Origin of the sequence: Pseudomonas sp. SCPG-7 (assembly GCF_002156405.1) — a bacterium.
Taxonomy (GTDB): domain Bacteria; phylum Pseudomonadota; class Gammaproteobacteria; order Pseudomonadales; family Pseudomonadaceae; genus Aquipseudomonas; species Aquipseudomonas parakoreensis.
Genome location: NZ_MVOO01000004.1, coordinates 437,816 through 460,875, shown reverse-complemented (window position 1 = coordinate 460,875; position 23,060 = coordinate 437,816). Strand labels below are relative to the sequence as shown.

The 23,060-nt window shown below is 59.4% G+C and carries 15 protein-coding genes and 2 pseudogenes; 9 read left to right on the top strand and 8 right to left on the bottom strand.

Going from position 1 to position 23,060, the window contains the following annotated elements:
• The 5 genes and pseudogenes from B1722_RS28950 to B1722_RS11440 form a co-directional block, all read left to right on the top strand.
• A pseudogene (locus B1722_RS28950) lies at window positions 1–73 on the top strand (type VI secretion system tube protein Hcp); the annotation flags it as partial.
• Window positions 74–200: 127 nt separating this feature from the next.
• Complete coding sequence (locus B1722_RS11455) at window positions 201–3,107, top strand: type VI secretion system tip protein VgrG (RefSeq protein ID WP_041073777.1); 2,907 nt, start codon at window positions 201–203, stop codon at window positions 3,105–3,107.
• Window positions 3,104–7,795: an RHS repeat-associated core domain-containing protein gene (locus tag B1722_RS11450; protein WP_084234277.1), complete on the top strand. Its 4,692-nt coding sequence runs from the start codon at window positions 3,104–3,106 to the stop codon at window positions 7,793–7,795. Before B1722_RS11455 ends, B1722_RS11450 begins: the two co-directional genes overlap by 4 nt.
• 2 nt (window positions 7,796–7,797) lie before the next feature.
• Window positions 7,798–8,154 (top strand): hypothetical protein, encoded by a 357-nt coding sequence (locus B1722_RS11445; protein ID WP_086792552.1) that lies wholly within the window; start codon window positions 7,798–7,800, stop codon window positions 8,152–8,154.
• Window positions 8,155–8,433: 279 nt separating this feature from the next.
• Window positions 8,434–8,697, top strand: coding sequence for a PAAR domain-containing protein (locus tag B1722_RS11440; RefSeq protein WP_084234279.1), 264 nt, complete (start codon window positions 8,434–8,436; stop codon window positions 8,695–8,697).
• A 139-nt stretch (window positions 8,698–8,836) separates the two neighbouring features.
• On the opposite strand, the gene B1722_RS11435 is transcribed toward B1722_RS11440, so the two are convergent.
• On the bottom strand, window positions 8,837–10,297 hold the full coding sequence (locus B1722_RS11435; protein ID WP_084234281.1) for an RES domain-containing protein: 1,461 nt from the start codon (window positions 10,295–10,297) through the stop codon (window positions 8,837–8,839).
• Between the two features lie 305 nt (window positions 10,298–10,602).
• On the opposite strand from B1722_RS11435, the pseudogene B1722_RS29820 reads away from it, so the two are divergent.
• A pseudogene (locus B1722_RS29820) lies at window positions 10,603–10,779 on the top strand (pyridine nucleotide-disulfide oxidoreductase); the annotation flags it as partial.
• Window positions 10,780–10,843: 64 nt separating this feature from the next.
• Here the strand turns inward: B1722_RS29820 and B1722_RS11430 are convergent.
• Complete coding sequence (locus tag B1722_RS11430) at window positions 10,844–11,821, bottom strand: toll/interleukin-1 receptor domain-containing protein (RefSeq protein ID WP_086792550.1); 978 nt, start codon at window positions 11,819–11,821, stop codon at window positions 10,844–10,846.
• Between the two features lie 333 nt (window positions 11,822–12,154).
• Between B1722_RS11430 and B1722_RS11425 the strand changes: the two genes are divergently transcribed.
• The 3 genes from B1722_RS11425 to B1722_RS11415 all read left to right on the top strand — a co-directional run bounded on the left by B1722_RS11425 (window position 12,155) and on the right by B1722_RS11415 (window position 15,901).
• Window positions 12,155–13,081, top strand: a complete 927-nt coding sequence (locus tag B1722_RS11425) for a LysR family transcriptional regulator (RefSeq protein ID WP_041073783.1) — start codon at window positions 12,155–12,157, stop codon at window positions 13,079–13,081.
• Between the two features lie 102 nt (window positions 13,082–13,183).
• The gene (locus B1722_RS11420; RefSeq protein ID WP_041073785.1) at window positions 13,184–13,810 is read left to right on the top strand and encodes a glutathione S-transferase family protein; all 627 of its coding nucleotides are present in this window, start codon (window positions 13,184–13,186) and stop codon (window positions 13,808–13,810) included.
• 60 nt (window positions 13,811–13,870) lie between these two features.
• Window positions 13,871–15,901 carry a pyridoxamine 5'-phosphate oxidase family protein gene (locus B1722_RS11415; RefSeq protein ID WP_041073787.1) on the top strand — a complete coding sequence of 677 codons (2,031 nt, stop codon included), beginning with the start codon at window positions 13,871–13,873 and terminating at the stop codon, window positions 15,899–15,901.
• 36 nt (window positions 15,902–15,937) lie between these two features.
• Here B1722_RS11415 and B1722_RS11410 read toward each other — a convergent pair whose 3' ends face one another.
• From B1722_RS11410 to B1722_RS11385, 6 genes are read right to left on the bottom strand one after another with little or no spacing between them, the layout of a single operon-like run.
• On the bottom strand, window positions 15,938–17,068 hold the full coding sequence (locus B1722_RS11410; RefSeq protein WP_086792548.1) for a glycosyltransferase family 4 protein: 1,131 nt from the start codon (window positions 17,066–17,068) through the stop codon (window positions 15,938–15,940).
• A complete protein-coding gene (locus tag B1722_RS11405) occupies window positions 17,069–18,199 on the bottom strand; it encodes a glycosyltransferase family 1 protein (RefSeq protein WP_086792545.1) in 1,131 nt (376 codons plus the stop codon).
• Window positions 18,183–19,559: a glycosyltransferase family 1 protein gene (locus B1722_RS11400; protein ID WP_086792543.1), complete on the bottom strand. Its 1,377-nt coding sequence runs from the start codon at window positions 19,557–19,559 to the stop codon at window positions 18,183–18,185. Before B1722_RS11400 ends, B1722_RS11405 begins: the two co-directional genes overlap by 17 nt.
• Complete coding sequence (locus tag B1722_RS11395) at window positions 19,556–20,821, bottom strand: ABC transporter ATP-binding protein (protein ID WP_086792541.1); 1,266 nt, start codon at window positions 20,819–20,821, stop codon at window positions 19,556–19,558. Before B1722_RS11395 ends, B1722_RS11400 begins: the two co-directional genes overlap by 4 nt.
• Complete coding sequence (locus tag B1722_RS11390) at window positions 20,821–21,618, bottom strand: ABC transporter permease (RefSeq protein WP_047596956.1); 798 nt, start codon at window positions 21,616–21,618, stop codon at window positions 20,821–20,823. The genes B1722_RS11395 and B1722_RS11390 overlap by 1 nt, the downstream gene beginning before the upstream one ends.
• Window positions 21,618–23,060, bottom strand: a complete 1,443-nt coding sequence (locus tag B1722_RS11385; protein ID WP_086792539.1) for a mannose-1-phosphate guanylyltransferase/mannose-6-phosphate isomerase — start codon at window positions 23,058–23,060, stop codon at window positions 21,618–21,620. The genes B1722_RS11390 and B1722_RS11385 overlap by 1 nt, the downstream gene beginning before the upstream one ends.

Sequence of the window (23,060 nt, the reverse complement as noted above, 5' to 3'; positions counted from 1 at the left end):
CCGCAAAATCACCTGGACCCACGAAGTATCCGGTACTTCGGGTTCAGATGACTGGCGTGCTCCAGTCGTTTAATCGCGGCTGATGGTTGTACTGTCTCGGCCAGCGCTGCTGGCCGAGATCATGAATTTCAAAAGAATTTTTTGCCGCCAGATTCTTAGCGATCTGGCGCGTATCGCAGCACTGCGCAAGGGACAAGGGAATGTTCTCACCGGCCAACCAGCCTCATTTCAACCTGACCATCGATGGCGCGGACAGCGATTTCCAGGTGCTGTCGTTCACCGGTCGAGAAGCCCTCAACACGCCCTTTGAATTCGAGCTGGAACTGGTCAGCGAAAAGACCTCGATCAATCTCGAAAGCCTGCTGCACAAATTGGCGTTTCTTCAGCTGTCGCCGAGCGGAAGCGGCATTCACGGGCTGATCTACAGCATCGCCCAGGGCGAGGCTGGCAAACGCCTAACCCGCTACAAGATCTCCCTGCGACCACAGCTTTCGTACCTCGCGCACCGCTTCAACCAGCGCATTTTCCAGCAGATGACCGTGCAGCAGATCATCAGTCAGGTGCTGGAAGAACACGGCATCCTCGCCAGCGATTACCACTTCCAGCTGAGCGCGATCTATCCCGAGCGCATCTACTGCACGCAGTACGATGAAAGTGACCTGCATTTTGTCCAGCGCCTGTGCGAGGAGGAGGGGATTCATTACCACTTCCAGCACACGTCCAGCGGCCACAAACTGACCTTCGGCGATGACCAGACGGTGTTCCCGAAACTCGCGCCGGTGGCTTATCAGCAGGACTCCGGGCTGGTGGCGGACAAACCGGTGGTCAAGCGTTTCGGCCTGCGTCTGGCCACCCGCACCAGCCGCACCACGCGACGCGATTACGACTTCGTCAGACCGAAGATCGAGCTAGAAAGCGACGCCAAAAGCAGCGCCCAGCCAGACCTGGAAGATTACGATTACCCGGGTCGTTTCGTGGATCGCGAGCGTGGCAAGCACCTGGCCCACCGCAACCTCGAACGCCACCGCAGCGATTATCGCCTGGCCGAGGGCAACAGCGACCAGCCGATCCTCGTCACCGGGCATTTTCTGGCCCTGACCGACCACGCCAACCCGACGTGGAACGACCTGTGGCTGCTCACTGAAATCTTCCACGAAGGCAAACAGCCGCAAGTGCTGGAAGAGTCGGTGACCAGCGACACCACCGACGACAAGGACGACTTCCATCAGGGCTATCGCAACCGCTTCAACGCGATCCCGTGGGATGTGCCGTACCGCCCGCCGCTGGATCACCCGAAACCCAAAGTCCTCGGTTCGCAAAGCGCCGTGGTCACCGGCCCCGAAGGCGAAGAAATCTTCTGCGACCAGTACGGCCGGGTGAAGGTGCAGTTCTTCTGGGACCGCGAAGGTCAGCACGACGACAAGACCACCTGCTGGATGCGCGTGGCCTCCAGCTGGGCCGCCGAAACATTTGGTTCGATTAACATTCCGCGGGTCGGCATGGAAGTGCTGATCACCTTCCTCGAAGGCGATCCCGACCAGCCGCTGATCACCGGTTGCCTGTACCACGGCGCCAACCTGCCGCCGTACAAATTGCCGGACTTCAAGACCCTGGCCACGGTCAAGAGCAAGGAATACAAGGGCAGCCGCGCCAACGAACTGCGCATCGACGACACCACCAGCGAAATCAGCATCGCGCTGCGCAGTGATCACGGTGCGAGCGCGATCAACCTCGGTTACCTGACCCATCCACGTCCAAGCGGCGGTCAGCCTCGGGGTGAAGGTTTTGAATTAAGAACCGACCGCCACGGCGCCGTGCGTGCGGGCGCGGGATTGCTGATCACCACCGAACCGCGTCCGAACGAATCCAAGCACCACAAGGACCTGCCGGAAACCGCCGAACGTCTGGCTACGGCCAGCGATCAACAGGGCGGTTTCGCCACGCAAGCCAAAGAGCTTCAGGCCCAGGAAGCGGGCGATCAGGACGACGTGGCCAAGGCCTTGCACGCGCAGCACCAGGGCGTGCTCGGCTCGGGACCTGCGAACCTCACCGCCAACGAATTCCCTGAGTTCACCGAGCCGCATCTGGTGCTCGCCAGTCCCGCCGGTATCGCCCTGACCACGCCGCGCTCCAGCCATATCGCCACCGGCGAACACCTGGCGTTGAGCAGCACCGGTCACACCAGTTTTTCCATCGGCAAACGCCTGCTGGCCAGCGCCAGTCGCGGCATGCGCCTGTTCGTGCAGAGCATGGGCTGGAGGCTGGTGGCGGCCTCCGGCGACATCGACGTCAAGGCGCTCAAGGACAGCATCAACCTGCTGGCCAAACTCAACATCACCGCCAATGCCGACCGCATCACCATCACCGCGAAGACCGAACTGGTGATCCAGGGCGGCGGCAGCGCTACGACCTACAACGCCGGCGGCATTACCCACGCCACCAGCGGCCCGTACACCGCCCACGCGGCGAACTTTGCCTACACCGGGGCGAAATCCCTGGCCGGCGTGTTCCCGGAACCGCCGAAACCGGGCAAGGGCAATCTGGAGCTGTTCAACCAGTACGCCGGGCGACAGGGCATCAAGGACGGCGATTACGAAGTCATCGATGCCCTCGGCAAAAGCATCAAGGGCAAGCTCGACGCGAAGGGGTTCGCCAGCGTTGCCGGCGCCGCACCGGGCCCGGCGCGGGTGCTGTTCGGCAAGGATCCGGCTGACACCTGGAGCGACGGCAGCTACATCGGCAAACCGGAATGGCCGTTGAATCCGCTGGGTACTGAGGACGTGCCGAGTCAGGTGCAGGCGATGGTCGCGCAGGCGCTGCCGAGCAAGAACTGGGACATGTTGGAGAAGGGCAAGGAATTGGCACAGACAGGGATGGGTGCAATGCAGACCGCGCAAGGTGCGATGAAAACGGCGCAGCAGGTGAAGGGCGTTGTGCTGGGCGGGGTGGCCGGGCTGCCGAAACTGGCGAGTGCGGCGATGCCGAGTGCGTCGGGGATCCTCGGGGCAGCGAGCAAGGCGGGCAAGTTGCCGAGTCTGCCGGCGCCGACACTTCCAAAACCTTCCTTGAAAACCCCGGGCCTGCTGGCGGGTGAGATGCTGTCATGACCACTGAAAATGCTGTTGTAAAACGTGAACCTCAGGTTGCCATTGTTCCCCTGAATGCCATCGACATTCAGGACGTTGCGAGTAGCGCGGCGACCTTCGATGCCTGGCTGCAATCGGCCAGTGGCGGTGTGGTCACTCTCGACCGAATCAAGAACGTCGCCGGCGCCTTACCCGTGGTAGGCAACATCATGGCTCTGGTCGATGCGCTGGGTGACATCGTCACGCTGTCGAACGCGCAGAAACGCGACCTGCTCGCGTGGGCCAGTCTGGGCATCAACCTGATCGGTGTTTTGCCGCTGCCACCGGCGATGGCGGCAGCCCGGATGACCCTGCGTCCGACGCTGTTTCTGGTGCGTCAGGAGATGAGGGCCAGCAGCAAGTTGTTGCTCAGCACCTCCGTGATTGAGGTGCTGGTCGGTCACCTGAACGCCTCGATTATCGGCACGCTGGATGATTTTGTTGAACAGGCCAAAGGCAAACTGCCGGGCATTCTGGCGGACGCTGGCAAGCTGGGCGAAGACGTCATCAACGAGATTGCCAAAGGCCTCGAGACGGTGGCCAATGGCAAGCTTGATGCCAAGGGCGACCTAAACGCGGCCGGCGCACAAGCGAGTGCGGCGGTCGATCAATTCAAGAATGATCCCCTTGCATCGTTCGGCAACATCTTCGGCGCCGCGTGCAGCGCTTATAAGGCCGCAGGCAAAGGCTTGGCCAACAGTGCGGCCGATCACCTGCTGCCCGATGAGGTGAAGAAGCGGGTTGCCACGGAAACCGCGAAACTGCGGGCGATGGGCCCGGAGCTGCGCACCCAGTTGAGCAAGCTGGATGATGAGTCCGTTCAGAACTCCATCGGTTGGTTGCTGCTGATTCTTTCCAGCGCCGTGACGTTGTGGCGCAAGCGCAATGCCCATGGCCAGAACGCCGCCGTCCATCCGGAGAAGACCGGACAGGCGAAGCGTACGGCATCTGAGGGGCAGTTGGCCGCCCACGGCCAACAGGCACCGGCGAAAGGCGCGCCCAATCCAAAGAAAGGCCCCTGTGAATGTGCCACGAACTTCAGCATCAATTTCGCCTTGGGTTCGGAAAGCTTCAGCCATACCGATTTCAGCCTGCCCGGCCCCTTCTCGATCGAGTGGACCCGAACTTACAACTCACGGCTCGACGCCTACGATCAGAGCGAACTCGGTGCCCGTTGGATCAGCGAGTTCACCACGCGCTTCGACTGCGTGGACGATGGCCTGACCTTCTACGGCGCCGACGGCCGTGACCACAGCTATCCGCTGCCCAAAGTCGGTCTGTTTCATTACGACGCCATCGAAAACATCACCCTCGTTCGTGCCAGCGAAGATCAGCTATTGCTGTGCCACGGTTTTGAACGCAAGGAAACCTACGTCCGCCGTGGCCAGCGTTATGTACTGACCAACATCTCCCTGCGCAACGGCGCCGGGGTCATGCTGCATTACGAGCATCGTCACGGCGAACACTCGCTGCTCTCCGACCTGATCACCTATCAGGAAAACGACATCACCAAAGTCCACCTGCACCTCGGCACGATGATCGACGATCACGGCCGGTTTATCGGTCTCTGGCAAATCGTTGACGGCGAACCGCAGCGACAGCTCTGCGCCTACCAATACGACGCCTATGGCGATCTGATTCAGGCGCAGGACGAGAACGGCGCAGTCTGGTCGTATCAGTTCCAGCATCACCTGATCACCCGCTACACCGACCGCACCGGGCGCGGCATGAACCTGCAGTGGGACGGTTCAAGCGCCAAGGCCAAAGCCATCCGCGAATGGGCGGACGACGGCAGCTTCGACTCACGCCTGGAGTGGGACGAAAACATTCGTCTGACCTACGTCACCGACGCCCTTGGCAACGAGACCTGGCACTACTACGACATCCTTGGCTACACCTACCGCATTCGCTACGCGGACGAGCGTTCGGAATGGTTCTTCCGCGACGAGGCCAAGAACATCGTGCGCCGCGTGAATGCCGACGGCAGCACCGATCGCTACAGCTACGATGAACGCAGTAACCTGCTCGAACACATCCGTGCCGATCACACGGTGATGCATTACGCCTACGATGATCAGGACCTGCTGATCAAGATCAGCGACGCCGAGGGTGGTCAGTGGCAACGCGCCTATGACGACCAAGGCAACCTGGTCGAAGCGCTCGATCCGCTGGGCAACAAAACCGAATACGCCTACAACAAATCCGGTCAGCCCACCGCGATCAAGGACGCCAACGGCAACGAAAAGACGTTGGACTACAACGACGCCGGGCAACTGGTCGAGTACGTCGACTGCTCAGGCAAGACCAGCACCTGGGAATACAACGAACTGGGGCAGATGATCTGCTTCACCGACGCCGCCGGTAACGCCACCGAATACCAATACAAGGCTGGCCAACTGGTGCTAATCAAGCACCCGGACAAGACTGAAGAGCGCTTTGAACGCGACGCTGAAGGCCGGCTGTTGACGCATGTCGACGGTCTCGATCGCTGCACCACCTGGAGCTATAGCGCGGCCGGTTTGATTGCCGAACGTGTCGATGCCGCCGAGCAAACCCTGCGCTATCGCTGGGACCGCCTCGGACGGTTAACCGCCCTGGAAAACGAAAACGAACAACGCGCCCACTTCCACTACGACTCGGTCGGTCGTCTGCTCGAAGAGCGCGGTTTCGATGGGCGCAGCACACGCTATCAGTACGACCCGCTCACCGGTCGCCTCGCCCAATCGATCAATGGCCAACGCGTCATCTCGCTGAGTTTCGACCCGATGGGACGTTTGACTGAACGTCGCGCCACCTTGGGCGACCAGTCGCAAAGCGAAACCTTTGCCTACGATGGCAACGGCAACTTGGTGCTTGCCAACAATGCCGACAGCCGCCTGCAATGGTTCCACGACCCGGCCGGCAATCTGCTGCGCGAACACCAACATTATCTCGGACTGGAAAAGCCCACCGTCGCGATCTGGCAGCACGAGTACGACGCGCTCAACCAACGAGTCGCTACCGTTCGCCCCGATGGCCACCGCGTCAGTTGGCTGACGTACGGCAGCGGTCACCTGCTCGGCCTACGCATGGATGAACATGAACTGATCGGCTATGAGCGTGACGACCTGCACCGCGAAGTCGCCCGCCATCAAGGCAACCACCTGCTGCAAACCCAAAGCTGGGATCCGGTCGGTCGCTTGCAGGAGCAGTTGCTGGGACGCAGCGACGACAAATCCACGCTGCTCAAACGCGAATACACCTACGACGCTGTAGGCCAACTGACTGACATCAACGACAGCCGCCGCGGGCCAATCGCCTATCGCTACGATCCTGTCGGTCGTCTGCTTAGCGCCGTAACGCGTCAAGGCGTGGAAACTTTTGCCTTCGACCCAGCCGGCAACCTGCTCGACGAAAAAGCGACAGAGATTCGCCGACCACTGGATCTGACCCCACCGCGCAGCAAATTGATCGACAACCTGCTGCGCGAGTACATCGGCACGCATTACGACTACGACGAACGCGGCAACCAGATTCAGCGATGGCACAACGGCCAACGCAGTGATTTGTGTTGGGACCTGTTTGATCGACTGGTGCATTTCGAGGACACGCGCCTGAGCGTGGATTTCGCCTACGACGCACTGGGACGCCGCCTGCACAAAAACTCCCGCGCGCACTACAAACAGCGCCCGGAAGCAGGCTCTCTCTGGAACAGAAACGAACACGCTCGCAAACAGCGAGAACTCGGCTGCGGTTTCACCTTGTACGGTTGGGATGGCGACAATCTAGCCTGGGAAAGCAGTCCAGCGCAGAGCGATGGCGAACCGGGTCGCACGGTGCACTACGTCTTCGAGCCGGGGACTTTTGTTCCTGTTGCGCAGGCTGTACGACATGCACCGATCAATCTGATCGGGCTGCCGGATTACAGCGGTGAATACAGCTTCGATGAAGACCCGGTGTGGAATCACAAGGCAATGGCGTTACCGTTTGATGCGTTGTCCTGGTACCAATGTGATCACCTCGGTACGCCGCAGGAACTGACAGATTCCCAAGGCAACCTGGCCTGGACCGCGCAATACAAGGCGTGGGGGCAGGTGACGGAACATCGCTCGGAATGGGCGAGGCAGCATGGTGTGATGAACCCGATCAGGTTCCAAGGGCAATATCACGATCATGAGACAGGGCTGCATTACAACCGTCATCGCTATTATGATCCAGCTGTTGGCCGCTATATCAGTATAGATCCTATCGGTTATGCAGGTGGCCTGAACGGATATACCTATGCTCCTAACCCAACTGGCTGGGTTGACCCCCTCGGACTCACAAGTACAATCGATGGAACCGGGAAGAAAGTACCTCTTAGTGATCTAGGAGTTCCTGATGGGAAGCTTTTTGATCCAAAACCCGATATAACCACAGCGTATAAGCGAGCTCCGGATTGTGGGCCCACTAGAGGGCAAACAGCGGAGATGCAGGGCCTTAGCTGCGTCAGGTGCGGAAAGAAAGCTCCTAAAATGGTCGCGGATCATAAAGATGCGCTTGTAGTAGAATATTATCGAACGGGTACTAATGATGTTGGGGCTCAAACATCATTGGAAGCAGTGCAGCCCCATTGCCCTACCTGCTCTCGTCAGCAGGGGGGACACGCTTCGGCATTTTCAAAATGTATGAAAAGTAAACTAGGAATTTAGCTATGAAGCAGGCCGAACTGATCACTCCTGATGAATCTCAAAGACAGGTGTGTGCTAAGTATGGATTACCCTTACACGCCCCCGAGGAAATGGTCGCTATTGCCTTGGATACCCTGCATAAGTCTCCAATTTACGGGACTAGGGTCAAACTACCTGAGGGGGGTACGATCAGTTGGTTTATTCACTGTGGAGAACATTCGCCTGTTAGTGGTTTTTACCAAGCGCTTCACACCGGGCATTTAATGGAGGAGCTTCCGGAGGTAGTGAAATATCTTTTCCTACCTGAAGGTGCGAAATTCATTATCGACAGAGAGGGTTACGAGGATGTCTGGATGGCTGAGCTGGATCCAGCCGAATGAGTGAACTCTCTTAACTCTCCCCGGAAAAGATCATATTTTTCAGGGTTTATTTAAATATGGTTTGGTCCTTGAGATTTGCCTAAAGGCCATACGAGAGTTGTGTCCCATTAGCTGGAGTCTTTGGAGCTGAGGCCGAAGGAGCATAAGTGCGCGATAAACCGGGCACACACTATTTCACTTCGAGTAGCGCGGCTTGGGTACAAGCACAGTAAATAATTGAAATAATCTCCTGCGAGCGTTTCATTTTATGGCGATCACTTCTGATCAAGGATACGCAAGGTGAAAGACGTCATTCGCTTGGGCGACTCCACCAGCCATGGTGGAGTGGTGCTCGAAGCATTTCCCCAGACCGATCTCAATGGGAAACCGATTTCGGGTGTAGGCCACAAGGTCAGTTGTCCACTTTGCAAAGGTATTTTTCCTATCGCAGAAGGCAGTAGTACCTATTCAGTCTGCGGCACCCCAATTGCACTGCACGGTATGAAAACCGCGTGTGGTGCTAGCTTGATTGCAAGCGGTCCTAAGGGAGCAGTCATTAGTTGATTCCGGAGGTGCGTCGCAAGTCGAATGTGATCCAGCATCAATCGCCATGTCGTTGCCGCTTTACCCGGTCGTGCTCGTGATCAGACGATATCCTTCAGGGCAGAAGCTGCCCTGATAGCTGCGCAGTTGTAGTTCAGAGCTAAAACTCGCTGAAAGCCCCATCATCGTCCGCGCGTTCGAAAGCGGTACCGTGGCTGATGAACACTCGATCTTGGGACGTGTGCACCTCTACGGCTTTGACGGTATGCACCACAATCGAGTCGATTAGCAGCCTCAGCGCAGGTTCCCGCTCAGTTTTGAATTCCCAATCAGGTTCGAGTGGAATCAGGCGGAGCCGTCTCTTATCCTCCTTAGAAATTTTTGGCTGAGTTATATGAATCGAAAACGACGGATAGCCCTCGTCGGTTTCAGGTTCGTAATCGAGCAGGCTTGAGGATAGACGAGTCCCGTGTGGATATGGCAGGTGCTCGATCAGGGACGCCTTGTGAAAAAGGACGACATTCTCGCCAACTCCGTCTTGGACCGAGGGGAAAATGATCCCATCCAGCAAAGGCTTTTTAAGTGACGCCAGATAGTCGGCTACCGCTTGGGTTATCAAGTACTCATGGTCTTGGTCACCAGGCATAACCGGTAGGGTCAGCCGCCTAGCCAGCGTCCGCAAGAAAGCGATGCGCTCTACTTCTTGAACGAAGACAGGATCGAATAAGCTGCCCTTGCACGTGATCGACTCTAGGGATCGCAGGTCCAGCAACCGCAAAGGCCGGGTGAACATAAACTGAGCAACCACCACCTGGCTGCCCACGGCTGGTCGAACCTCTGCGAGAGCTGACTTCGCGTCCTTCGCTCCATAAAACACCGAGATCCCGGAGGAGTTCATACGGTTTGCACGCGCAATAGGACCTGCAGGTGGGCCGAGTTTTTTGACAGGCTCCTCAAGTGCCTTTTTGAGTTCGTCCTGACTCTGGAACTCCCGTGCCCGGTACAGTCCGAGCAGCTCAGTCCCAGGCCCAGCCTCGACGATGGTTAGCCCACCATGGTGCGTCCGGGCCTCCTCCAGCCCCGCGAAGACGTTCTGGAACAGATTCAACACTTCTTGGTTGAATAGCCTGCTCTCGTACTTCAACGCCATTTCGAGCTGATGCCACTGCACCTGCCAGAAAACGCTGTTGACGTTCCTCCTCTCGTAGTACGACTCGGGGGAAAATTCATCCTCATCACCCGTGGGGTCGCTGGGGTCGTAGGACCCATGTCGATCCTGCAGGATCTCCAGTAGGTCCTCACCGACCTCCTGTTCGCAGCTTGCGATATCGACAATGACGTCGAGAACCGGCGTACCGCCTCGGCTCCAGTCATAACTGATCTCGCGATCCCGAATCAGCGCGTACTCGTAATCACTGGGCTCCGATGGTGTTCTACGGAAATGAGACTCGAATGCCTCTTCAACGAGGTCCGCCAAGTCGTCGATTTCGAAGCACGGTGCAGCAGCTTTCTCGCAGTAGCTACAGCTGCCACTTGGTTTGGCTTCGATCAACGATTGGAGATAGCCCTCCGTCACGCACGACGCGCAGACCAATTTGGTCTCTCCATCAGGCTCACGCATTTTTAATGCCGCTGACAGTGATGGTACGAACGGAAAAACTCATTGATTTCTCTCTTTGCCGTATGGAGGGGAGGGCTAGTTAACTATATCTGGCAAACATGGATGATGTCGTTGTCATGGCTCTTGGGCAGCGTTTGGTGCGACATGCAGAGCGGCTTCGGTACCCGAGCTGTTGAGTTGGTACAGCAACTGCGACCGCGAGCCATCCAAAAACCTTCGCACGTCTCTTACATCGAGCGATTTTGAGAGCCCTGCCTTAGCCGGAGGGAGTAGTCAATGGACACTCAAAACACACTTCTGGATGTGGTGGTCAGGGGCGAGTCGACGTTCACGACAACCGCTCTTCAATCGAACCTCGGCTTTGGATAGTTGGCTATGGCGACTGGACTGGCTTGGCTTCCGCGACGTTGATCGGGGTGACACGCACCGCTCGCAGCGTTGTGAAGGAGGTAAATCACTATCTCATTCAGGAGCTCGTCTGAAGAGTTCAGCGAGGCCGTGAAGCCCTTTCCACGTATTGATTGCCAACGCTACGGCGTAGCGAGGTCAGGCATGGGCAATGGCTTCGGCTGCGTCCAGCAGTCGCTCAAGGATACGAAATCCATCTTCGCTGTTGATCAGGTAGGTCGTCAGATCCTCAGCACTGAACGTGAAGATCTCATTAATTTTGAAGGTTTTGAACAGTTTTGATGCCAGCAGTATGCCTGCCGTATTCAGTAACTCCTGTTCATCCACACTGGTTAGTTGCGGAAAAAATGTAGATACCGCCGCTGTACTCAATGGGCGTATATCCAGAGAGATAGCGCAACATTCCCAATGCCAGATTCCTTTGGTGGGGCAAAATGTCGGGCCGTCATCATTGAGCATGTAATTCCAACGATCGCTTTCCCACATCCACTTAGGAGGCTTTAGCAGGTAGGGTGCAGCTTCCTCAGAATAGACAGTGACTTCATGATTTTGAGGGTTGCCCCATAACGTTATTGGGGTCTTCCTGAGATAAGTATTGGCACGCTCTCGTAGCTTGAATGCGGCCAGCGTCTTATTGATACCGGATTGCACCACTGCCTGGCTGCAACCTTCCGCCAGATCCGCTAGCGTCATCCCGATATCTATCTTCCGCTGTATTAAGGGCTGAAGATTTAGGTAAATGCGATTGATCAAGGGATCCGGTAGGTGACCAGTGCATCCAGACTCAAGGATTAGCGGTATAACCCTGACACCAGGTTGACCGATAATTTCGGCCAGCATCTGTAGCTCACGAGACAGTCCGGAGCCTTCTTTTTTCGCCGATTGCAAATAGTCCTGATCACAAAGGCACAAAACCGTCAGCGGTCGCTTAGCCAACTGTTTGGAAATGACAACGTCTGGTAGCTCGCCGTAATCGATGTTGTCTCGATCCCAGAAGACGTCATGGTTCCATTCCAAATAGGAAACTATGTGTCGACGTACCCATTCTTTGTTCTCGAAGCTTTCGCCCCACGCGTATGAGATGAAGATAGAGCCACGGTTATCTGATTCCGTCATATCTGCTCGCTTTCAGTCGCGGTCATGAGCATTCGTTTGCTCTCTTAGCAATGCTTACAGCTAAAGCATCATAACCGGCAGGCCTTCAAATTTAGGGCCCCTTTGAGACTTTCGGATCCTGGTTAAATCCTGCGACAACCTTTATTTATTGCAGTAGGCTCCATTTTTTGTGGATATCGATTTTTGTGACAGCCTTTATTTTTCGATGCGCTTCTTCGAACACCCTTGGAGGCCGCGAAATCCGTGAGGCCCTGTGACAATCTTTATTTCTTGTTCACACCCGCAAAAATCGCAGCCTCGGCTGCGATTTTTGTATCCGACTCGAGGGCATCCATGGACCGCTTCCAGGAAATGCAGATCTTCGCCACGGTGGCTCAGGAGCAGGGCTTCTCGGCAGCGGCGCGACGCCTTGGCTTGTCCGCCGCCAGTGTCACTCGCGCGGTTGCAGCGCTGGAGCAGCGTATTGGCACACAGTTGCTGATCCGTACCACACGCAGTGTGCATCTGAGCGAAGCGGGTCAGCGTTATCTGGAAGACTGTCGGAGAATTCTCGCCGAGGTGCAGGAAGCCGAGGATTCGGCGGCCGGCAGTCACGCCCAGCCCCGTGGGCAATTGACGGTGACTGCGCCGGTTTTGTTCGGTGAGTTGTTTGTCACGCAGCTGATGACCAGTTATCTGACGCAATACCCGGACGTTTCGATCAATGCGCTGTTGGTTGATCGGGTGGTGAGCATGGTCGAGGAGGGCATCGATGTCGCGGTGCGCATCGGTGAGTTGCCGGACAGCAATCAGCACGCGATCCGGGTTGGCGAAGTGCGGCGGGTGATCTGTGCGTCGCCGGCCTATCTGGCCCGGTACGGCCGCCCCGAGCATCCACAGGCGCTGGCCGGCGCGCCGGTGGTGGCGACCTCGGCCATCGGCCAGTTGCGCAGTTGGCCGTTTGTGGATCAGGGCGAAGCGATCAGCGTGCGGCCAGAACCGAGGCTGGTGGTCACCGCCAACCAGGCGGCGATTACTGCGGCTTGCCTGGGCTTGGGGCTGACCCGGGTGTTGTCTTATCAGGTCGCCGGCAAGGTGGCCTGCGGTGAGCTGGAAATTGTCCTCGCCGACTTCGAACTGCCGCCGCTGCCGATCCATGTGGTGTATCAAGGCGGGCGCAAGGCACCGGCGCGGGTACGCAGTTTTGTCGACCATGCAGTGAAAGCCTTGCGAGAGCATCCGGCGCTGCAGAACGCAGCGTTATTTCATTCAGTGAAATAATCGATTGCGATTGCTGGTGATTCTGTTGCTTTGAGGATGGGGGGAAGATGGCCTCCATCGGCGCTGCCATCCCGAACGGCGCCACCTCCAGCGGAGTCGACCATGCAAGCGATCAAACTCTACAACTTCCCGCGTTCCGGCCACGCCCATCGGGTGGAGCTGATGTTGTCCCTGCTGCAACTGCCGACCGAACTGATCCTGGTCGATCTGGCCAAGGGTGAGCACAAGCAGGCGCCGTATCTGGCGATCAACAGCTTCGGCCAGGTGCCGGCGATCGATGATGGCGGTGTAGTGCTGGCCGACTCCAACGCGATTCTGGTGTACCTGGCGCTCAAGTATGGCAATGGTCGCTGGCTGCCGACCGATCCGCTGGGCGCTGCAAGGGTTCAGCGCTGGCTGTCGGCCGCAGCAGGGCCGATTGCTTTCGGACCTGCTGCTGCCCGATTGGTGACGGTGTTTGGCGCACAGTTGAATGCTGAAGAAGCGATTACCCGTGCGCACAACCTGCTCAAAGTGATGGACGTGGAACTGGGCAAGACCCCGTACCTGGCCGGCAGCGAGCCGACCATCGCCGACGTGTCCGCCTACAGCTACATCGCCCATGCGCCGGAAGGCAACGTGTCGCTGGACGACTACACCAACGTGCGTGCCTGGCTGGCGCGGGTTGAAGCCTTGCCCGGTTTTGTCGGCATGCCACGCACGGTCGCTGGTCTGCAAAAGACTGCCTGAGGTTCAGCCCTGATCTGATCGAGTTATCCACAATGCGCCGGCGGCGCGGGGAGAGGCGTGATGGAACGTTCACCGTGGCACGCTGGCGAGCAACAACTGCAGGCCCATGTCGGCGTTGCCGAGCGCATGGAGGCCTTTGGCCGAAAAGTGATTCGCGACTGGATGCCGGATCAACACCGCGCCTTTTATGAGCAATTGCCGTTCATGCTGTACGGCGCGGTCGATGGTGACGGGCGTCCATGGGCCAGTGTGCTCGAGGGCGCGCCAGGGTTTGCTCATTCGCCTGATCCCGGGCATCTGCATTTCGCCAGCCAACCCGCTGCTGATGATCCAGCGCAATTGCGCAATGGCGAACCGATCGGGTTGCTCGGCATTGAATTGCATACCCGCCGCCGCAATCGCCTCAACGGTCATGTCGCCAATCTCACCGAGCAGGGTTTCGAGGTGAGCGTGGATCAGGCTTTCGGCAACTGTCCGCAATACATCCAGCTACGCCAGTTCCAGCGCGTACCGCTGACCGATCCGCAGACGCGGCCAGCGCAGCACGGCGACGGTCTTGATGACGCGGCCCGGTCGATGATCGAAGGCGCCGACACCTTCTTTGTCGCCAGTTACGTCGATGCCGACGGACAACGTGCGGTGGATGTTTCCCATCGTGGCGGGCAGGCCGGGTTTGTCCGGGTTGAAGGTCATCGCCTGACCATCCCGGATTTTGCCGGCAATCTGCACTTCAACACGCTCGGTAATCTGCTGCTCAATCCCAAGGCTGGTCTGCTGTTCATCGACTTTTCCACAGGCGATGTGCTGCAACTGAGCGGGCGGACCGAAATCATCCTTGAAGGGCCGCAGATTGAAGCGTTCCAGGGCGCCGAGCGTCTGTGGACATTCGAAGTCGAGAAACTCGTGCGGCGTCCGGCGGCACTGGCCCTGCGCTGGCGCTTCGACGGTATGTCGCCCACCAGCCTGTTGACCGGCACCTGGGCCCAGGCGGACGCACGTCTGCAGGCCAAGGCTCTCGGTGACCGCTGGCGGCCGCTGCGGGTAACCCGTATCGAAAGGGAGAGCCAGCACATCCGCTCGATCTATCTGCAACCGGACGATGGCGCAGGGATGCCAGTGTTTCAGGCTGGCCAGCATCTGCCGCTGCGCTTCACTCTGAACGGGGAAACGCATATCCGCACCTACAGCCTGTCGAGTGCGCCATCGGATGATTTCCTGCGCATCAGTGTGAAACGCGAGGGCCTGGTTTCAGGCCATTTGCACCAGCAGATCCGGGTCGGCGATGTCCTCGAGGCACGGGCGCCACAGGGGCACTTCACGGTGGCGCCGCTGGAACAACGGCCGCTGGTGCTGCTGGCGGCGGGGGTTGGCATTACGCCGTTGCTGTCGATGCTGCGTGAGGTGGTGTATCAAGGCCTGCGCACCCGCAGGATCCGGCCGACGTGGTTGCTGCAGAGTTCGCGCAGCCTGGCCGATCAGCCATTTCGCCAGGAACTCGATCGCTTGCTGGACAGTGCTGGCGACGCAGTTCGGGTGATTCGCCTGCTCAGTCAGCCGGAAGCCGATGCGCACGAGGGCGAGGATTTCGACCGCCATGGGCGCATTGATGGGGCACTGTTGCGCGATCTGCTGGAGGTCGAGGATTACGACCAGATCGATTTTGCTGTCTGTGGCCCCGGCGCTTTTACCCAAAGTGTCTACGACAGTCTGCGCGAGCTGGACATTCGCGACGCGCGGATCCATGCCGAGACCTTCGGCCCGTCGACGCTCAAGCGCCAGCCGGACCCGGATGCGGCGGTCATCGAGCAACCACCGGCCGCCATCACGTCAGTGCCGGTGATGTTCGAGCGTTCTGCCAAGGAGGCGCGCTGGCAGCCGGACGGCGGCAGTCTGCTGGAGCTCGCAGAAAGCCGTGGCCTGCGCCCCGAGTTCAGTTGCCGTGGCGGTTCGTGCGGCACCTGCAAGACGCGCCTGGTCAGTGGCGCGGTGAATTATCCACAGCCCCCGGCGGACATGCCGGAAGCGGGGCAGGTGCTGATTTGCTGCGCAGTGCCGGCGCAGAGCGAGCAGTTGCTGGTGCTGGATCTGTAACGCAGCTCCTACAGAGGATTGATGTGTTATGGCAGGTCAGGCGTAAGACAGGTCTTTCTCTTCGAGCAGCTCCTGATACAACGCGGTCCACTTGCGGCCCATCTCGTCGGCGGTGAACAACTGCCGGTAACGCGCCTCGGCCTTGATGCCCATGGCCGCCGCGCGTTCGGGGTTTTCCCAGAGGGTACGCATCGCCTCGCGAAACGCCTGTGGATGACTCGGTGGCACCACCAACCCGGTTTCGTTGTGGATATTGATGTAGCTGGTGCCGGTGCCGATCTCGCTGGAGATCATCGGCTTGCCGTACATCGCGCCTTCGAGCAGCGAAATGCCAAACGCTTCGGAGCGCAGATGCGATGGGAACACGATGGCGTAGCTCAGTTGCAGCAGGGCGACCTTGTCCTCATCGCCCAGACGCCCGAGGAAATGGATATTACGCAGGCCCAGCGCGGCGGCCTGGGCATGCAGTTCCAGTTCCAGCGGCCCGGCACCGACGATCACCACTGGATAATCCACGTCCTTCAAGGCATCGAGCAGGATGTGCAGACCCTTGTAATAACGCATGACCCCGACGAACAGGAAAAACTTGTCCCCAAGCTGCTGGCGCCAGCGATTCAGGCGGTCGCTGTCGGCCTGTGGATAACCGGCCTTGTTCAGACCGTACGGAATCACCCGGGTCTTGTCCTGGAACTGCTGCAACACGTCGCTGGTGTGCAGGTAGTTCGGCGAGGCCGCAACAATCCGGTCGGCGCTGGCGAGGAAGCGGTTCATCAGCGGGCGGTAGAGTTTGAGCAGATGCTTCTGACGAATGATGTCCGAGTGATAGGTCACCACGCTCGGTTTGTTCAGGCCGCTGGCAAAGTGCACCAGGTCCATGAACGGCCACGGAAAGTGATAGTTGACCACATCGGCTTCGGCGGCCAGCTCGCGAAACTGTTTGAACACGCTCCAGGAAAACCCGGTGGAGGCGAACTGGATGTCGAGTCTGGCGCGATGCACTTCGTGTGAGCCGAGTTGCATCACGGGAGGGGTCGGGTCGGCGCTGAGGGTCAGCACCTGACCGTCGATGCCGTGATACGCGCCACTTTCGCAGAGCTGGAAGATCACTTGTTCGATGCCGCCGACCGAATCTGGCAGGTACGTCTTGAAAAAATGAAGAACTCGCATTCAGCCTCCCATGGCCTGGCGGTAGGCACCGGCGGTGGCCTGTGCGCAACGTTCCCAGGAAAATAGCCGCGTCCGGTGCAATCCGGCTTCTCGGCAGGCCTGCCAATGCGCTTGATCGTCGATCAGGCGGATCAGCGCATCACGCAAGCCCTGTGCATCATCAGGTTCAATGTAGTTGCCCGCCGCGCCGGCGACTTCCGGCATGGCTGAAGAACGGGTGAGAATCACCGGAGTGCCACTGGCCATGGCTTCCAGCACCGGCAATCCGAAGCCTTCATACCGCGACGGAAACACCAGCGCCCGGGCGCCGGCCAGCAGTTGTGCGACCTGTTCATCCGGCAGATAGCCGAGCAGGCATACGTGACCCGACGCGAGGGCCTGGCGCAGCTCATCGCTGAACTGCGTCTGCTGCCAACCGGCCATGCCGACGATCAGCAGGGGAAAACGCTGGCGCACGGCCTCCGGCAGCAGGGCATGGGCGCGCAATGCCAGGCTCAGATTCTTGCGTGGCTCCAGAGTACCGACACACAGGAAATACTCGCGCGGGGCAACGGCATGCGCCTTGAGCACCGCTTCGATGGCGTCGGGTTGCCGTGGGTGGAAGCGTTCGGCCACACCCAGTGGCGCCACCACAAAACGCTCGGCCGGCAGGCCAAAATAAGCCTGCGCCTCGTCGGCAATCGCCTGCGAGTCGGTGATAATTCGCTGCGCCTGCTGCACGCCAGCGGTCAGTCTTCGTTCGATTTCCTTGAGGCGCGCGGGGGGCTGGGTCTCAGGAAAGTGCAGATGGGTCAGGTCGTGCAGGGTGATCACGGTCGGGCCATCGAAGGCCAGCGGCCACAGGCTCGGCTCGTGATACAGGTCGATGCCTTGCGTGCGGCCCTGATCGAAACGTTTCTGCTCCAGCCAGCGCCGCGCTTGATAGGCCCCGGGGATCTGCCGCAGCAGTGGCGTCAAGCGCGAGTAGCCGGGCATGGCCGCTTCCGGCAGGGCCGAGCTCCAGCCCCAGCCGTGAAACAACGCCACCTCGACTTCAGTGCTGGCGCGCAGGGCGCGGACCAGTTCGGCGACGTAATGGCCGATGCCAGTGCGTGGCGCCTGAAGAATCCGCGCGTTAAGAGCAATGCGCATGCTGGCCTTCGGATGCGGGCAGTGGATGGTTCAGGTTGCGCTCGATGCGCTGCACCAGTTGTGCGCTTGCTTCGCGCCAGCTCAGCCAACGCCATTGGTCGAGGCTCAGAGGTGCCGGAAACTCACCCGAGCGCTCCATCCCGAGCACCAGGTCGGTAAGGCTCTGCGGATTGTGCAGATCGAAATACGCCATGTAATCGCCGCCGATTTCGCGGAACACCGGGATGTCGCTGGCCATCGCCGGCAGCCCGCGTTGCATGGCTTCCACCAGAGGCAGGCCGAACCCTTCGACATGCGACGGGAATACCAGCGCGGTGGCGTGGGAGTAGGCGTGCTCAAGGCTTTTGTCCGAGAGCGAGTTGAACATGAACAGGCGACGGTTCAGTTGTGGGTGCTGGCGGATCCGCTCGATCAGGGCTTCGCACTTCCAGCCGATTTTCCCGGCGATGCACAAGCGCGCTGTGGAGCCAGCCGCCCAGGCACGTTCGAACGCATCGAGCAGGTAGGCGTGGTTCTTGCGCGGCTCAATGGTGCTGACCATCAGGAACACCGGCTCCGGGGTCTTGAACAGGTTCAGCAGGTTGCGATCGACCTCGGCTGCGGCGTCAGTCAGGTCCAGTTCGGAACCCAGGTGGAAGTAATCGAACCAGCGCTGCTGGACCTGTTGCGTGCCGATCCGGCGCAACATCTCCTGGCGCACCTGATCACGAATGGTGGTCGAGATCGCGACATAGCCATCGGCCGTGCGTGCAATCCAGTCGAACCAGTCATTGAACACCTTGACCAGACCCGCGTCGCAAAACTGCGGATGGGTCAGCGGGATCAGGTCGTAGATCACCGAAACGATACCCACGCCATCGCGTTTGAGTTGTTCGGCCAAGGGGAAAAAGTTGGCGTGCCAGGAGGAATCGAGCAACACCAGTTGATCGCCGGCCCGATGTTGCAGCGGCACGCAACGTTCCGGAATCGGTTTGCCCTTGAGCAGGCGCCCGAGTACGCGCATCGGCAGGCTGAAACAGGCAAACGCCGTGAGCCGGCAGAGCACATACAACACCCGCCGGGCGAAATGCGACTGGCTGAAAGGCCGGCGTCGTTCCAGAGCGCGATGGCGCAACCAGAAGCTGTTGGCCCACTGTTCCAGCTTCACCCGCAGGCTGGTCAGATTGATTCTCGGGGTTTTGATCGGCGCCAGGCTTTTCACCTCATACAGGGCACCGTCGAGCATCACCACCGGGATGCATTCGCGCTCGGCATTGGCTTCTGGCAACTGTTGAATAACGTTGCGCACCACGCGTTGAATGCCCGAATTGGCGGACGGGTGTTCGAAAACGTAGGTGCACTCCATCAACAGTCGTGTCATCGCGAGATCTCCCTGTCTGGCTGCGGCGTTGCGTGTTCGCTGGAGCGGCTGATCTCGGTCCGGGCTTGCAGCCATGAGCAACCGACAAAGTCTTCCTGACGGTTGTTGATGACGTGGAAGACCAGACCGTAATCGCGCCATTCGAAATTGCGATCCAGATGCGAATCCAGACGCGACAGGCTCAGCGCCACCGAATAGCTGCCCTTGCCCAGGCGCATATCGAAGGCGAAGCGGAACGTCACCTGTTCACCGGCGCTCAGGTCGCTGATTGCCTGGTCCTGGCGATGGGTATTGATGCCGTAGATCGCCTGGCCGAGGCGATCCTTGATCAGAAAGCCCAACACCAGACGCTCGATGTCTTCACGCACCTCGGTCTGCACTTCCAGCACCACTGGCTGGCCGACTTCCGCCACTTCCAGGCTGCGCCCTTGAGCGTCGAGCAGGCGCACGCTGACGATTCCTGCTTCACCGGTCCCGGAAATGGTCTGCACCTGGCCGTTGGCGAGCATTTCCTGGCGCACGATCTGCCCTTCGCGCTGGGCGAGCATGGCGTTGTAGTAGTCCATGACCTCTTCGGGTTTGCCGCGCATGGCCAGGCGGCCGTTCTCCAGCAGGATCGCTGTGTCGCAGATCGACTGAATCGCCGAACGGTCGTGGGACACGATCAACAGCGTGGTGCCAGCCTTGCGAAAGTTGCGGATGCGCTCGAAGCTTTTGTGCTGGAAGTAGGCATCGCCCACCGACAGCGCTTCATCGACGATCAGGATGTCCGGACGGCGCGCGGTGGCGACACTGAAGGCCAGGCGCATCTGCATGCCGCTGGAATAAGTGCGCACCGGGTGATCGATGGCTTCGCCGATTTCGGCAAAGCTTTCGATCTGCGGCATCAACGCTTCGATCTCTTCGACCTGCATGCCCAGCAACTGGCCGGCCATGAACGCGTTCTGACGCCCGGTGAAATCCGGGTGGAAACCCATGCCCAGCTCCAGCAGCGCGGCCACGCGACCTTGCAGTTGAATCTGCCCGCAGCTGGGTTGCGTGGTGCCGGTGATCATCTTCAGCAGCGTACTTTTGCCCGCGCCATTGACCCCGACGATGCCGACGGCTTCGCCGGGCTGAATCTCGAAATTGATGTCCTGCAGGATCCAGTGCAAGTGGTGCCGGGTGCCGGAAAACGGCACCAGCCACTCGAACAACCGGCTCCAGCGATTGGGGTATTGCTTGTAGGCCTTGCCCAGGCCGCTGACGCGTATATGTCCCATCAGAGTTCATCCACCATTTCGCCGACACGTTGCCGGAACAGGCGCAGCGCCATGGCGCAGAACAGCAGGCCGAGGATCAGCAACGGCAGCAGCGACGGCCAGTTTGGCCACTGGTTGTAGAGGAACACGTTCTGGTAACTGGTCATCAACGCCGTCATCGGGTTGAGGCTGATCAGGTGCTGGATGCCCGGCGGCAGGATCGATAGCGGGTAAACGATGGGGGTCAGCCAGAACCAGAATTGCAGGCAGATGCCGAACATCTGTCCGACATCGCGGAAGAATACGTTGAGGATGCCGAGGATCATCCCCAGCCCGGCGGCGAAGATCACCTGCACCAGCAACAGTGGAATCAGCGCCAGCAAGGCCATGCCGGGCAGGCGCCCGCTGATCAGCAGAAAACCGAAGAACAGCGCGAGAATGATCGCGAAGTTGATCCCGGCGTTGAGCAGCGCAATCACCGGCAGGCAGATCCGCGGGAAGCTGATTTTCTTCAGCAGGTTGGCGTTTTCCAGAAACATGCTCTGGCTGCGCGAGGTGATTTCCGCGAACAGTCCCCAGGTCAGCAGGCCCGCGCACAGGTACACACTGTAGGCCAGGCCGTCATCCACACCCGGCAGGCGCGCGCGCATGATCTGGGAAAAGATCACCGTGTACACGACGATCATCGACAACGGGTTGAGCACGGTCCACAGCGCGCCGAACAGCGAATTGCGATAACGCGCCTGAAACTCCCGCTTGACGCTGCCGAGGATGAATCCGCGATAGCTGCGCAGCGAGCGATACAGGGAAAGCAGCATCAAACCGTCCTGCCGTATTGGTCTTCGAAGCGCACGATATCGTCTTCACCCAGGTATTCGCCGCTTTGCACCTCGATGATCACCAGGTCGATCACGCCGGGGTTTTCCAGGCGATGGCGGTGCCCGGCGGCAATGAACGTTGATTCGTTCTTCGCCACCAGATGCGTGCCGCTGCCGTTGTTGGTGACCTTGGCCATGCCTTCGACCACCACCCAGTGTTCGTTGCGGTGATGGTGCATTTGCAGCGACAGCTTGCCGCCGGGCTTGACCACGATGCGCTTGATCTTGAAGCGCGGGCCTTCCTCGAGCACGGTGTAGGTGCCCCACGGACGGCTGACCGTGCGATGCAGGCGGTAGGCTTCGTGGGACTTGTCCTTGAGCTGCTTGGCGACGCGCCGCACATCCTGGGCGCGATCGGCGTGGGCCACCAGCACGGCGTCGGCGGTGTCGACGATGATCAGGTTATCCACACCCACGGCAGCCACTAGCCGGCCTTCGCTCTGCACGAAGTTGTTGTGACTGTCGATGAACACCGCTTCGCCGCTGGCGCGATTGTTGTCGGCATCGGCCGGTACCAGTGCGGCCACGGCGCCCCATGAACCAATGTCGCTCCAGTCGAAACCGGCGGGCACCACCACGACTTTGTCCGAGCGTTCCATCAACGCGTAATCGATGGAGATGTCGGTGATTTCAGCGAACAGCGCTGCTGACAGTTCCTGTTGCAGACAGCCGACGGTTTCCACCGGGGCGCTGGCCTCCATGCAGGCGCGGGTCTGTTCCAGCAACTCCGGCGCGTACAATTGCAGCTCGTTGATCAGGGTCGCGGTGGTGAAGCAGAACATGCCCGAGTTCCACAGGAAGTTGCCGCTTTCCAGGTAATGCGCGGCGGTTTGCAGGTCGGGCTTTTCCACGAAACGCTGCACTTTTGCCGCGCCTTTGGCATCCAGTGGCGCGCCGGTTTCGATGTAGCCGAAGCCGGTTTCCGGGGCGGTCGGCAGCACGCCGAAGGTCACCAGATAACCGTCCTTCGCCAGGTTGACCGCGTGTTCGACGGCGCTCTTGAGGGCTTGCTGATTAACGATCAAATGGTCGGCGGGCATCACCACCATGATCGCGTCGTCACCGTGCAACGCTTGCAGTGACAAGGCCGCCGCAGCAATCGCCGGGGCGGTGTTGCGCCCGGTCGGCTCCAGCAGGAAGTGTCCGCGATGGCGCGACACGTGGGCGGCGCAATAGTGATCCTTGCTCTGGAAGTAGTATTCGCGGTTGGTCACCGTAACGATGTCGCCCCAGCCGTCCAGCAATGCGGCGGCACGCTGATAGGTCTTGCCCAGCAGCGACTGGCCGTCGGGCAGGGTCATGAACGGCTTGGGATGGCCCTCGCGGGACACCGGCCACAGACGAGTGCCGGCGCCGCCGGACAGAATCACGGGGATCAGCAT

Excerpts from the sequence above, each read along its gene's own strand:
- B1722_RS11455 (WP_041073777.1), top strand. The coding sequence starts at position 201 with ATGTTCTCACCGGCCAACCAGCCTCATTTCAACCTGACCATCGATGGC.
- B1722_RS11450 (WP_084234277.1), top strand. The coding sequence starts at position 3,104 with ATGACCACTGAAAATGCTGTTGTAAAACGTGAACCTCAGGTTGCCATT.
- B1722_RS11445 (WP_086792552.1), top strand. The coding sequence starts at position 7,798 with ATGAAGCAGGCCGAACTGATCACTCCTGATGAATCTCAAAGACAGGTG.
- B1722_RS11435 (WP_084234281.1), bottom strand. The coding sequence starts at position 10,297 with ATGCGTGAGCCTGATGGAGAGACCAAATTGGTCTGCGCGTCGTGCGTG.
- B1722_RS11430 (WP_086792550.1), bottom strand. The coding sequence starts at position 11,821 with ATGACGGAATCAGATAACCGTGGCTCTATCTTCATCTCATACGCGTGG.
- B1722_RS11425 (WP_041073783.1), top strand. The coding sequence starts at position 12,155 with ATGGACCGCTTCCAGGAAATGCAGATCTTCGCCACGGTGGCTCAGGAG.
- B1722_RS11420 (WP_041073785.1), top strand. The coding sequence starts at position 13,184 with ATGCAAGCGATCAAACTCTACAACTTCCCGCGTTCCGGCCACGCCCAT.
- B1722_RS11415 (WP_041073787.1), top strand. The coding sequence starts at position 13,871 with ATGGAACGTTCACCGTGGCACGCTGGCGAGCAACAACTGCAGGCCCAT.
- B1722_RS11410 (WP_086792548.1), bottom strand. The coding sequence starts at position 17,068 with ATGCGAGTTCTTCATTTTTTCAAGACGTACCTGCCAGATTCGGTCGGC.
- B1722_RS11405 (WP_086792545.1), bottom strand. The coding sequence starts at position 18,199 with ATGCGCATTGCTCTTAACGCGCGGATTCTTCAGGCGCCACGCACTGGC.
- B1722_RS11400 (WP_086792543.1), bottom strand. The coding sequence starts at position 19,559 with ATGACACGACTGTTGATGGAGTGCACCTACGTTTTCGAACACCCGTCC.
- B1722_RS11395 (WP_086792541.1), bottom strand. The coding sequence starts at position 20,821 with ATGGGACATATACGCGTCAGCGGCCTGGGCAAGGCCTACAAGCAATAC.
- B1722_RS11390 (WP_047596956.1), bottom strand. The coding sequence starts at position 21,618 with ATGCTGCTTTCCCTGTATCGCTCGCTGCGCAGCTATCGCGGATTCATC.
- B1722_RS11385 (WP_086792539.1), bottom strand. The coding sequence starts at position 23,060 with ATGCTGATCCCCGTGATTCTGTCCGGCGGCGCCGGCACTCGTCTGTGG.